The sequence below is a fragment of the Colwellia sp. SU-HH00943 genome (genome assembly GCF_057546125.1).
The window spans coordinates 662,587-675,877 of record NZ_BAAJLW010000002.1 but is presented as its reverse complement, the minus strand read 5'-3'; the positions used below and the strand labels follow the sequence as shown (position 1 = coordinate 675,877).

Sequence of the window (13,291 nt, the reverse complement as noted above, 5' to 3'; positions counted from 1 at the left end):
TTTTCCTAAAAATTATTTATTCTGGGTTACATTCCACAAGCGCTTTCATGCCTTGAGGATTATTGTCCATACCTGCAAACGCCAAATTGATATCACTTAAGGCACTGATTGAGCTGATAAATGGTGCTACGTCTATTTCACCTTTGGCAATAAGTTCGATCGCCCAATCAAAATCTTCAGCTTCATAAACACGTGCGCCTAATAACTCTAACTCTTTCCAGAAAAATTGGAATAAATCAATAGGTGGTTGTGTAGAATGAATAGCTACCATCACAATACGGCCACGACGACCAGCAACTTGTGTCATTGCTTCAATAGCAGGTTGCACGCCTGATACTTCAAAAACAACATCAGCACCTTTGGTGCTTGTCCAATCATCAACAAATTTAGCTAAATCTGTTTCTATTGGGTTAACTGACTTAACGCCTAAACCATCTGCAAATGCGCGACGACTGTCATTAGGCTCAGAAACAAGTACTTCTGCACCAACGCTCTTAGCAACGGCTGCCACTAATTGTCCAATTGGACCACCACCTAAAATGACAACTTTTTCGCCTGCTTTTAAACGTGAACGACGTACATCATGACAAGCTACCGATAACGGCTCAATTAATGCGCCTTGCTTAAGATTAACGCCTGCAGGTAACTTATGTAATGTACGTGCTTTAACGGTCCAGCTAGACTGGAAAGCGCCGGGCGTGTCAATGCCCATAAATTTTAGGTTTTGACAAATATGTGTATGACCTGCTTCACAGGTAGGACACTCACCACACCAATCTAGTGGGCGAACAACCACTTTATCGCCAATAGCATAACCCTCAACTCCTTCACCAATTTCAGCAACTGTGCCTGAAATTTCATGACCGATAGTCGCAGGTGGGTTAACACGCTGATCCATCACACCGTGATAAATATGCATATCAGTACCACAAATACCAACGTAACCGACATTAAGACGAACTTCGCCTGCCTCAGGTGATTGTTCTTCACCGGCAACCAGATCAAAACCTTTATTACCTATATAACGTGCAGCAACCATTTTTTTTACCTTAAGAATGTTTAATTAAATATTGACCAATGAGCGCATCATCAAACTCAACCCCTGTACCAGGAATATTAGGCGCAATAGCATCACCCTTTTCATCAAGCTTTAAAGGATGTGTTGTGTATTGATCAATGGGAAATGAATGTACCTCTAAATAACCCGCATGAGGCTGAGACGCTAGTAGTGACACATGTAACTCATGCATGCCATGACTACAAAGCGGAATACCATGTTCTTTTGCTAATTCTGCAATTTGTAAAAAGCCCGTGATACCACCAATATTAGAGGCATCAGGCTGAACAAAGCCTAACTTTGATTGTGAAAATGCATAAGTAAATTCATGATACGTATGTAAGTTTTCACCCATAGCTAAAGGAATAGATAAGGCATCAGAAATACGGCCATAAGCTTCATACTCATCCGGTATCATTGGCTCTTCAAACCATGAAATATCACAATGTTCTATTGCCTTACCAAATCTAATAGCTTCTTGCTCTGATAGTGAATAATTTGCATCCACCATAAAAGTGCAATCTTTACCGATTAAGTCTCTTACCGCTTCAACTCGAGCAACATCTTCTAAATAATCTTCTTTACCGACTTTAATTTTTACCGCATTGAAACCTTTATCTAAATAGCCTTGAATATTTGATAGTAATTTTTCTTGGCTAAAATTCAAATCAATTCCGCCCGCATAACAGCGAGTAGTATTGCTAGCGCCACCGGCAACTTCCCATAACGGTTTGTTTAAGCGCTTACATTTAATATCCCAAAGGGCAATATCTACAGCTGATATAGCAAAACTTAGTAATCCGCCTCGACCAACGTAGTGATATTCCCATTGTAGTGAATCCCAAATAGCAAAAATATCAGTAGAATCTTTACCAATAAGGTTTGATTTCATTTCATCATTGATTAATGAATAGATGGCGCGACCACCTTTACCACCTGTGTATGTGTAGCCTACACCTTCATAGCCGTCGCTAGATTTTATTTTACATACAACAAGTTCAAAATGAGTGTGATCGCCATGTTTTGCATCTGACAAAACTTCAGCTAATGGTATCTGATAATATTCTACTGTTACGGCAGTTATTAAACTTTGCTTGCCATTCATTGAATCAGTCTCTCTTGGCTGGTTAATTGTTAACAATTTACACTTCACAAGAGTTTTTGTAAAGGTTTATTGTTAACAATTACCAATATTATAATTAATTATTTACGCATTGTTTATTTTTTGTGTTATTAGCGTTTATTTTTTAAATAATTACGCCTAAATCCCCTAACAACGAGTACTTTGCTCTGAAAAAGCCAACCTGACATTAGCTATTTCTACGGTCATTTTACCGCCGGTATAAACCATAAAAGGGGTAGTGACTTTACTAAAATCAAAGTTGTTTTTAGCAAAACACTTTAGCGGTACCGGTAAACTGACCCATTCATTTTTAGGGAGCTTTTTAAAAGTACTTTGCAGTGCAAAGCTGCTTCTACACTTCCAATCCCAGTTACACTCCATCGTCAATTCCACCAATTTTTTAGGTGGTTTGATTACCTTAACGTCTATCAACAGTACGCCGTTATCTACAAACGAGGATAAATCTAAAACATTTAAGGTATTCATTAAATTGGCTGTTAAAAGGCTTTTATCTTCAGTGCCCCATTCATTTTTAATCCCTCGAGGTTTCCACGTTAATCGCAGTGCATCGTTCTCAACATCTTTTGTAGCAGGCGCTGCAACTAAGCTTCCTCTCAAAGTTTTTGCTTTACTGTTTTCTAGTTTGACCTTACCGAACTGCAAACTAAATTCCCAAGGAGCTACACTTTGACCTGCAACTAAAAAATCAGTTTGAGGATTTGCTACTTGCGCAAAAACGTTCAAAGGTAATAAAAATAGAACCGCAGTGATTAACTTATTAGTGCTTAAAAAAGAAGGTTTCATGATTAACTCGCTTTTGCTGAATTTTCTGATTTATTGCGCTTCCATTTAATTAACTTCTCCAAATGTAACCCTGAGCTCAACATCAAGTGACAAACTTGCAACAAACCATTTTGATGACATGTTTTAAGCTTGCTGCCACTTAATTCGCTGATCGCTTTTTGATTAAAGCTATATAAGCCGCTTAACGCTGTATTGCCCTGATCGCCTAAATCAATATTTAACGTGATTGGCTCTAGCAATTCATATTCATTGGCGAGATTTAGCAATTCTCTGCTTTGTTTGCTGCCTGCCATTAGTTGTGAAAATGTTTGCTGAATACGTTGTAAATACTCTGTAGCTTCACCTTGTTCATCAAAAATGCGCGCACCATCATCTATGGCTAATAATGGGCTAGCAATGTCCAGCGCAAGTTGTGCGCCCGAGGTAAACTCCCCTTCAGGTAAATGAACAATAAAAGGTCGTCTTAAAATATCTAAAGGTAAGTAAGTTGCCTGCCAAGCATCACCTTGTAAGTATAAATTTTCGCCTCGTTCAAACCCTAAGATGGCGCTAAATTGAAACTGTCCTGTTTCTGAATTTTTAGTAATAAATATTGGATATTCGTGCACTAAGCTACTTAATTCTCCCACCATAACAACACTTAAGTTGACGTGATTTTGCACAATATTGTAGGTTTTATTTCTTATTCTTAAGTCACGATGCTTAACCGGATTTAATAATTCTATTTTGCTTGAGGACATACTTCTCTCCGTTAACATTTAAATTTTAGATAAACCGTATTGTTGAATTTTTGTTATTAATTCACGGTTACTGGGTAAGCTATTAACTAACTGATTGGTTTTATTTAGATTGTTTTTAACCTGTTCTTGGACAAAAGCATTTAAATTTGGGTCAGGTGTAAACAGTGTCTCTGTTCTAAACTGACTGCCATAGAGTACAAACTGGTAACTGGCTGCCTGAAACACTTCACCAATGCGGTTAAAATCTAATTGAGTTGGCACATTGTATTGCCATAGTTCCATTTGTGTTTGCAAGCGCTCTGGAATACTTGCTGAATTTCTATTATCTTGCCAAAAAGGTGTTTCACGGTTACTGACAATATAATGCAACTTCAAAAACTCAATGACTCGTTGCCAGCGGTAACTAAAGGTGTCATTAAAACGCGCTTCGACAATCGATAAAGTATTTTTAGTTTTAGGCAATTGCTCAGAAATCATGGTGGCTGAAAGCTCAATCATCACTAAAGCTGCAGCTTCTAAAGGCTCTAAAAATCCAGCCGATAAACCTATGGCAACACAGTTTTTATGGAAGAACTTTTCTCGATGGCCTGCCTGAAAATTTATTTCTTTGACGTTTAGCCCTTTAGTGCTCGCACCGCTTTTTTCAATATACGCCATCAAGTCTTGTTCAGCTGACTCTCGCGACTGATATTTACTTGCATAAACATAACCAACACCACGGCGAGTAGGTAATCCTATGTCCCAAATCCACCCTGCGGTTTGCGCAGTTGATTGTGTATAAGAGGCAATAGCATCGTTATCATGCTCGTACGCTACTTGCACTGCTAAAGCGGTATCAGCAAATAATACATCATCAATAGGGTTAAATTTAACGCCAAGTGCATCGCCCAATAACAGTGATTTAAAACCACTACAATCAATGAAAAAGTCTGCAGCTATTTTCTCACCGCCAACTAGTTGTACGCTTTCAATTTCACCAGATTCAGACAATAGTGCAGATTCAACATCGGCAACGACGTGGCGAACACCTAGGTTGTTAGTACAATGTTTCTGTAAAAATGCGCTGAACTTAATCGCGTCTAAATGATAGCCATAATTCGCGTAGCCCGCATACTCAGGTGTTGAAATAGTTTTCGGGGCGAGATTTTTATTGCACAGAGTTTCTTGGCTGGTGAAGAGTTTAGCCAGTGATTCATTCGTATTTTCAGTTAACCAATAGGCTGCAGTATCACCGGTTAGCGCACCATCAGGTACATCAAAAGGATGGTAATAAAAATTATCTTGTTGCTCACTGTCCCAGTTAACAAACTTTGAGCCTTGTTTAAATGAGACATTACATTCTCGAATAAAATCAGTTTCTGATACACCAATACTACGCAGTGTTTGTGGCATGGTTGGCCAAGTACCTTCACCCACCCCAACCGTTGGTACATTGGCAGATTCAACCAAAGTAATAGTCAATTCGTTATGTTTAATTCGGGCGCTATGCCTTGCTGCAATAATACCTGCAGTTAACCAACCTGCGGTACCACCGCCAACAATAAGTATTTCTTTTATTAGATTACCCAAAATTATTTCCCATAGTTATCATTCTAAATCACGTAACCTCTGAAGAATCATTAGGTACCAAGCAAAGTCATATCCATTGACAGTAATAGATTCAGTACAAATTCAAATCTCACCAATAATTTTAAACATACAAATACTTCGTTAGAGGTTAAATATTGATATGTTTAAAATTAAAAAGCTCTAGTAAGTACTAGAGCTTTAATATTAATAGAAAAATCTATCTAAGGAATGCGTACAATTTCAATGTTATCAATAATGTACTGTGCACCTACACCGCGTAGTACAAAATCAACGGTAAGATTCTCGCTATCCCAATTGGTATCAGCACCATGTCCCCACCAGTGAGAAGTTTCATCAGCGACACCTTGCACCGTACCGAAGTCTGCGCCATTCCAAACGTCACTAAACAAGGTGAAATCTAAAGCAATATCTGGGTTTTTAAATACAACCTCAAATCTGTAGCCACCCCATTGATTAAGGTTTGGATCAGTTCCAGCAGCCATATTATCTTCGTAATTTAAGTACTGCACATCATAAGTTACACGATAACGTCCACCTGACACCATGGCACCATTTTGAACTGGAAAGCTAATGGTTACTGCATCAGTAGCATCGGTAGTATCTACATACAATACTTGATTAGTTGCATCATTAGGATCTTCTCTTAGTTCTACCGTACCACCGCCAGTTGCCGTAGGCGTATAGCCATCATCTTCAAACGAGCCAGGATTACCAGTTAAAATGTCTACACCTTCAATGTTGTCATAACGAGCGAAGGTAAAGTCATCAAGCACTGGCATACCATCATTACCCATCCATGCACTCATGACGAACAACCTTAACTGATCGGCAATATCCATTGGAGTTTCACCATCGCCGTTTGCTGTAGCTAAAAATCCTGATTCAGTATCATAAGTAATCAATAATGGACGCCAAGAAGCATTCGCAGGATGCCAAGGTCGAGCACCAACCCAGAAGTTATGGGCACCATTTGGATCATTACTTAGCATCACATAAGGTGAAGCTTCACCAGCACCTACGTAAGCATTGTAATGGAAGTAATATTTACCACCTAACTCCATATCAGGGAAAGCGTCAGCAGTAACCGCATAGTAACAAGGAGCTCCTAACATTTGAAAAGATGAATTGCCATTGGCTACTATTGAATTTTGAATCGCCGCACCTGGGTCACACCAAGTTGCTTCAAAACCAGCACCATCACTTTCAAAACCAACATCCATGCCATTAGCAGCTAAGAGGTTTGATTCAACACCGTTGACACGAATAGTTAACTCACGCTCACCATCAGACATGTTACCTTGATCATCCGATACTTTCATTGTGAAAACAAAATCTTGGAATGCACCTGGCGCAATATCATCAAAATAAGCATTCGGGTTGAAGTTTAAGGTATTGTCTTCAACTTGACCTGCAAACGAGTTAACGTATGCTTGCCCATCTAGTTTAACGTCACTTATAACGATAGCATCGCCTTCACGATCTATTACTTCAGCAGCAAGATCGACCATTAGCATGCCATCAGTTTCTTGAACATCTTCACTCATAAAGTAATTAAGTACTAATGGTGCACCAGGAATATCTTGAACACCTAATACGTTTACAGAAAGATTTCTTTCAAGATCATTATTGTGATCACTTACTGTATAAGTAAAATTAAAAGTAACCTTTTGACCATCAGGAATATTCGCTTCTACAGCAGAAACATCTATATCAAGATTAGTACCATTAACCGTCACAGGAAGATCAAAAGGATTATTTGCACTGGCAACAACATTGCTGATAGTCAATTCTTCACCATCTGCATCAGTAACATCTTTTAAACCATCAAGAGTACTCATACCAGCATCACGGGTAAAGTTGCCCACTAAGTCATTAGCTATCTCAGGTGCAAAATCTTCACCTTCGATGTTAATGGTCATTGTACGAGGTACAGAATGTTCACCGTCACTGATATCGTAATTTAACACCACGGTATATGTTTCACCCGTATCAATGATAGGAGCTACATCTAGCGGACGAACCCCTACATTAGGACCTGATGGCTCTACACCTACAGCATCTGTTGGGGTTACACTGCCATTTCTAACGGTTAACACATCACCGTCCATATCAATAGCTTTACCTTCTGTACCTAATTCACCATTAGTGCCACCTAAAGCAGAAAGTAATACGTAGCCATCTTTTTCATGAAGGTTTACAACAATATCGCCACCGTGCTCTGGCGCATATAAATTTTCTTTTACTGGTGGTGTGTAGCTTTCACTACCACAACCTGTAAGTGCAGCTACAATAGTAGTAGCAATTATCGTTTTAGATTTTTGTAATGTTTTCATAATTAAACACCATTCAATTATTTAGTGAAGACATGGGAGTTACCCCATGCCGTTCTCAATTTATTATTAGAAATTAACGCGAACACCTAAGCGATAAGATGCACCCACTTTATAGTTAGTGTAAGTACGTGACGTTGGAGCATCACCCGTTAACGGGTTACCTTCTTCAAGCGCAACAAACTGATAGCCAACAGCATTGTCAGCATAAACACGTTGTACTTCTAACTCACGGTTCGTGTAGTAAGTTCTATAAGCAGCATCAGTTAAGTTAGTCGCTTGGAAAATCACCATCACGTTATCATTAACTTTATAAGAAGCTGAGAAATCTAGGGTATCGCGCCCTTCATTCCAAATTGAACCTTGGTTCCATGTACGACCACTTTGCCCAGTGTTGTAATCTGTACCTACAAGTGAATCACTAGCACCACGGTAGCTTAAACGTACTTGATGTCCGTCTTGCTCCCAAAAAGCGGTGAAGTTATAGGTGTGCATTGGTGTGTCTGCAACAGGCATTGGTGCTAGTTCTTTACCTGTTACTGATGAAATATCTGCATCATATTCACTGTCTTGGTAAGTATAGTTAGCTGATACCCCTAAACCACTTAAGAAGTAGCCAGGTAAGAAGTTATAACTTTGCGTATAACCAAGCTCTACACCACCAATAGTAGCGCCTTTACCATTAACAATTTTACTAACACTGTATTGCCCACATAAATCACGTAAATCATTGCTTAATCGTGTTGGATCTGAGCCCCACCAACCGTAATCAGCCGTAGCACGTTGTGGCATACAACCCGTTAAGCCATGATCATCACCGTCAGCATCACTGTCATCAGCAATCATAACAAGCTCATCACTACTAATTTCACCTTCTAAGGTACGTAAATCAGTCAGATAAGTTGCTGCTGTATCGTTAGTCGTAAAGTTTTTCATGTCTTTGTAGAACAAGGCAACACTTAATAATGAAGCTTCGTTAAAGTACCACTCAGCTGAAATATCAAAGTTATTTGACTCAAGTGGATCAAGTTGCGTGTTATACATACTTACACGACCTACTTGCGGGTTACCATTACCCCAGTAACCATTTTCATACACTGAGAAACCCGGACGGATTAAGTCAATTTCAGGGCGTGTCATGGTTTTAGAAGTAGCAAAACGACCAACCACTTCATCAGAGAATGCATAGTTTAAGTTTAAGCTAGGTAACACATTTTCATAACTATGTTTACCATTAGATTTAAATGATTTTAATGATCTATCTTCGTTCTCACTAAAACTATAACCGGTAAAGTTTCTTGACTCGGCTGGTGAACCGTCCCATAGAACTGAAGAGTTCCAACCATAAACATCATTAGTACTTACATCAGCATGTTGCCATAATACGTCCCAACCTGGTGTCCATGAACCTGCAGGTCTATCTACACCTGCTAACGTATCAGCTGCCCATGAAGCATAGTTTGGATCATGACAAGCACCTTGGTCAGCCTGTGGTGTCCAACCTGAAGGATCTTGACCTGAGCTGGTATCCCAACCCTGACCATCAACACGGCCATAACGTTTTTCATAACCCTGCTCCATAGCGCTTGTGTATTGACAAGCAGGTAATGAAGTATCACGTAAATCACGTAATTGAACACGGTCAAATTCACGGTATAAATTATCGGTAAAGGTCCAGAAGTTTGCACCTGAATAACCTGTAGTTTCTACGTCAGTTTTCACATAACGTACACCAATATCACCCGTTAACTTGCCATCAAAATATTCAAAGTTAAATTTCAAGTAAGCAGCTGAGGTATCAAAATCAGCGCCACGTGTTTGGGTATTATCAACCGTTCTAACAATGTCTTCACCACCAAACACTAAATCAGAAGCAGCAAAAACATCAATAGGAGTCCAGCCAGTAGTATTAAAGTCGCGAGCATAACCTAATGAGCTCATAAAATTATCATAAGCTAGGCCATCACTGGCAATCATTGAACCACGAATACCTGTTAATGTACCACCGGGTACAGTAACAATATTACCGTCTTCATCTTCTAATACTTCTGTTGCTGCAGAAGAACTATAAGAATAGGTTTGATTATCAACAAATTTTTCTCGTTGAGTATACTTAGCACCAAACTCTATTCCTGTAACACCAGCAAAGTCCATTTCATATTGGAAATCAACTTGTGCGTTACTCATTTTGTCTTCAACGTCTACATCCCTATTTGAAATGTAACCTAAGTGAAATGCTTCAATATCACGAGGGTTGAAGTTTGTTGTTGAAGAGTTATCTTCATTGGCTGGATGAAAAACACCGTCATCATCAATCCAGTCATAGATATTATCACCTAAATCTACATAACCTTGACCACTAACGATTTTACACATACCACTAGTACAGTCATAACCAACAGGTTCAACATTTTCTAATGCTTCTTGACTTAATCGTGCTGGCACTTGCACAAAGTTTTGCATATTTGTTGAGGCGTTAGGTAAGCTTTCAGAAGTACTGCTTGAATGACCAATTGCTACTTTCATTTGTAATGAATCAGTAATAGCTTGATCAAGCTGTAAACTAAAGCTGTAATTCTCACGGTCATCACCACCGTCATTTCGCGATAGATCACCTGTACCGTAACGGTTAATGTATTTAGTTAAGGTTTGTGTTGTGGTATCTATGGTATACCAGTCAGCTTGCGGATCAGTAAACGGGTCAATAGTAGCATTATTTAATGAACTTTGACCTTCAATAAAGTTACCCACATTACCGTGACGACTTTTGATGCCATCCATAGAGTTTGTTCTTTCTTGCGTTGAATAAGTCGCATCGAACATTAACTCAGTTGAGTCGGTAGGTATCCATTGAAGACCTAAGGTACCACCAGTTCGGTCACTGGTATTTTGGAATAACTCATAGTTAGTACTATTGTGTCTGATCGCTTTAACACCAGAAAGTATTTCACCGTTTTGATCTCTTGCAGCAAAAATTTCTGGTGTTACTTCAAAGTTACCTACACGGTATTGGTCGCGGCGAATAGTATTAGTTTCGCTATAAACAGATAATGCTACACCAAAAGTATCATCAAGGAATTTTTCAGATAGTGCTGCTGAAACTTTATAATCTGATTCTTCAGAAAAGTCATTGTAACGACCTTGTACTGTCGCAGAACGTACATCATTTTCTTGGTATAGAGGACGAACCGTTGTTAAGTTTACGCTAGCACCCAATGAACCTTCATCATGGTTAGCGCTTGGTGTTTTAACAACTTCTAATTTAGATAGAATATCAGCAGAGAAAGAACTTAAGTCAACCGATTGGCTAAAATCAGTTGAGGTCATTTGTTGACCATTAATAGTGATTTTGTTTTGGTTTGAAGAAGCACCACGAACTGTAATTTGTGAGCCTTCACCGTCTTGACTAACCACGGTAACACCGGTAACACGCCCTAACGCATCAGCAATATTTTGGTCAGTACTTTTACCAACATCTTCGGCGTTAATCGTATCAACGACGTTAGTGGCAAATCGTTTATCATTGATTGATTTTTTCAAGCTACCACGTAAACCGGTAACTTCAATCACCTCAATATTTTCATCTGTAGCTGAAGCATCTTGTTCTTCTGCTTCTTGAGCACTTACATTAAGACCTGTTGCAGCAAGCAACGCCATGCAAACAGGGCTCAATTTGAACTTTCTATTCGGACTTATCATTTTTAATCCCCTAGGGTATCTGATTCCACTCTTTTTATAATACATTTTCTATTTTTGTTTTTAATAGCTGAGCTATTTTATAAACGACATAGACCAAAATTATTCTGGTTGTTTCATTTATATACACCACTTTATTCTCATAACTACACACTTGTCAATGATTTTTTGTTAACAATATTCAATTTACAATCATTTTACAATTGCTACGAAAAAACTCGTAAAAACAACTGCTTTAACAAGGGGTTAATTTAGCCATTACAGCTCCGTAGTAAGCGTTTTAACAGAAAAAAACATACGGACATACCTAGGTGTAAAATTGATTTTTAAAACGAATTTAGCCAATCAAAAAGCTTTATAGAAAAAATGACAGTAGAAAATTATAGAAATAAAAATAAAAAAAATTGTGCTAATTAATTAAAAGTGACCAATGCCTTTAAGCTGATTTTTTAATTTGAATAATGTAAAACAGTTTTTCGGATATGATGTTATACCAAGTTGATTAAGTTCTTTACCACTCAGCGAGAATTAAAAGGCTTTGAGGCAAGGCATTGATTGAAGAGAATGGTTATTCCCTTGTCAATATCAATAACGCAGCATATAAGCCTTTTAAACTCGCCCTTTGGGAGCTTGCTCGATGCCCACTAACTTCGTTAAATTTATTTGATTTAGAATGACTAGACCTAAACAAATTTGCCTTGTTATTGAACATCGAGCATAGCTCTGATTAGGGAAGAAATTTAATCAAATTGGTATTAACAGCATCAAAAAAAGCCTATCACTTTTCAGTGATAGGCTTCTTAGGTAGCTAGCTAATCTTATACCGACTTAACTTAAGCTAATTTATCAAGGGATAAGATAAATTGGTGGTTATGCAGTATTTTGGAAAGTGCCTGCATCTAATACCTGCTTTCTTGGTGTGAACCTACAAATATAGTTCCAATTCCAACTGGCATCATATTTATGACACAAACCCCAACCAATACCCGGCTTGGCTGATTCTTTCCCTTGTGGATCACGATATAAACCAATTGCCTCAGGCGCACCTTTTATATGTGCTTTTATTTCAAAATTAATGCCGTCCGGTGAAAATTGAATAGTATTTTTTTCAGGACCATCAGTCGTTAGCATGGAAGCAATGCCGCCTTGATAGTTCCATACCACAACTTCATGGCCACTATTTGAAATAGGGTTATAGTCTGATTTTACATAAGGGCCTTCGATGTTTTCAGCGATAGCAACACCATGCTTAATTTCGCGACCGCCAAAGTTCATGCTCTCCCCCATGGTTTCACCTTTATAATAAAGATAAAACTTTTCATTAAACACTAATAAACAAGGATCGTGCACTTTATGGCTATCAAAGCTGCCTTTACTTTTGACATGGAAACGATTGTCTTCATCGCCATCCCATTCACCGTCTTTTGAAGGGCTTAAGATAGGCTGCGAAGATTTATGCCAAGGACCATAAGGACTTTCTGACCACGCTAAGGCGATTTGTTCATATTGACGATTGGTATAAGGATATTGTACCGATTGATAAACTAAATAGTATTTTCCATCGTGTGCTAATACCTCGGGGGTAAATACAGCACGGTCATCATAGGCGCCAGCTTCACCACGCTCTATGGCTACACTTTGCTCTTGCCAGTATTCTCCATCTTCTGACGTTGCATGCCACACTTGTGTTAAATCCCAAGGAAAAACTTTGTCTTCTGGATTATCAGAGCCAAAGCCAACGGTTTCCCCCTCACCTTTGGTGTACCAAACATGGTAAAGATCATCCACTTTAATAACCGATGAAGGATCTCTTCGGATCACCCCTTCTTCAAAAGCAAAATCACCTTTTAATTCGTGAACGTCAAATTCAGTTAACCACTGATCGTCTTTTTCATCATAACCGCGCTCAATGGCACGCTGACTTGCTAAACTTAATTTTTTATTTTTCATG

General features: G+C 38.7%; 8 protein-coding genes. All 8 read right to left on the bottom strand.

Annotated features, from left to right (window positions below; all coding sequences use genetic code 11):
• Nucleotides 1-16: 16 nt before the first annotated feature.
• Nucleotides 17-1,039, bottom strand: a complete 1,023-nt coding sequence (locus AC27GZ_RS08155; RefSeq protein WP_487094455.1) for a zinc-dependent alcohol dehydrogenase — start codon at nt 1,037-1,039, stop codon at nt 17-19.
• Between the two features lie 10 nt (nt 1,040-1,049).
• The gene (locus tag AC27GZ_RS08150; RefSeq protein WP_487094543.1) at nt 1,050-2,162 is read right to left on the bottom strand and encodes a mandelate racemase/muconate lactonizing enzyme family protein; all 1,113 of its coding nucleotides are present in this window, start codon (nt 2,160-2,162) and stop codon (nt 1,050-1,052) included.
• A 165-nt stretch (nt 2,163-2,327) separates the two neighbouring features.
• The gene (locus AC27GZ_RS08145) at nt 2,328-2,984 is read right to left on the bottom strand and encodes a putative glycoside hydrolase (protein ID WP_487094454.1); all 657 of its coding nucleotides are present in this window, start codon (nt 2,982-2,984) and stop codon (nt 2,328-2,330) included.
• 2 nt (nt 2,985-2,986) lie between these two features.
• The gene (locus AC27GZ_RS08140) at nt 2,987-3,724 is read right to left on the bottom strand and encodes a SapC family protein (RefSeq protein ID WP_487094453.1); all 738 of its coding nucleotides are present in this window, start codon (nt 3,722-3,724) and stop codon (nt 2,987-2,989) included.
• Nucleotides 3,725-3,742: 18 nt separating this feature from the next.
• Nucleotides 3,743-5,293 (bottom strand): tryptophan halogenase family protein, encoded by a 1,551-nt coding sequence (locus AC27GZ_RS08135; protein ID WP_487094452.1) that lies wholly within the window; start codon nt 5,291-5,293, stop codon nt 3,743-3,745.
• A gap of 221 nt (nt 5,294-5,514) precedes the next feature.
• Nucleotides 5,515-7,647 carry a hypothetical protein gene (locus AC27GZ_RS08130; RefSeq protein WP_487094451.1) on the bottom strand — a complete coding sequence of 711 codons (2,133 nt, stop codon included), beginning with the start codon at nt 7,645-7,647 and terminating at the stop codon, nt 5,515-5,517.
• Between the two features lie 66 nt (nt 7,648-7,713).
• Nucleotides 7,714-11,343, bottom strand: a complete 3,630-nt coding sequence (locus AC27GZ_RS08125) for a TonB-dependent receptor (RefSeq protein WP_487094450.1) — start codon at nt 11,341-11,343, stop codon at nt 7,714-7,716.
• A gap of 867 nt (nt 11,344-12,210) precedes the next feature.
• Nucleotides 12,211-13,290, bottom strand: a complete 1,080-nt coding sequence (locus tag AC27GZ_RS08120; RefSeq protein WP_487094449.1) for a glycoside hydrolase family 117 protein — start codon at nt 13,288-13,290, stop codon at nt 12,211-12,213.
• Between the last annotated feature and the right edge of the window lies 1 nt (nt 13,291).

Excerpts from the sequence above, each read along its gene's own strand:
- AC27GZ_RS08155 (WP_487094455.1), bottom strand. The coding sequence starts at position 1,039 with ATGGTTGCTGCACGTTATATAGGTAATAAAGGTTTTGATCTGGTTGCC.
- AC27GZ_RS08150 (WP_487094543.1), bottom strand. The coding sequence starts at position 2,162 with ATGAATGGCAAGCAAAGTTTAATAACTGCCGTAACAGTAGAATATTAT.
- AC27GZ_RS08145 (WP_487094454.1), bottom strand. The coding sequence starts at position 2,984 with ATGAAACCTTCTTTTTTAAGCACTAATAAGTTAATCACTGCGGTTCTA.
- AC27GZ_RS08140 (WP_487094453.1), bottom strand. The coding sequence starts at position 3,724 with ATGTCCTCAAGCAAAATAGAATTATTAAATCCGGTTAAGCATCGTGAC.
- AC27GZ_RS08130 (WP_487094451.1), bottom strand. The coding sequence starts at position 7,647 with ATGAAAACATTACAAAAATCTAAAACGATAATTGCTACTACTATTGTA.
- AC27GZ_RS08125 (WP_487094450.1), bottom strand. The coding sequence starts at position 11,343 with ATGATAAGTCCGAATAGAAAGTTCAAATTGAGCCCTGTTTGCATGGCG.
- AC27GZ_RS08120 (WP_487094449.1), bottom strand. The coding sequence starts at position 13,290 with ATGAAAAATAAAAAATTAAGTTTAGCAAGTCAGCGTGCCATTGAGCGC.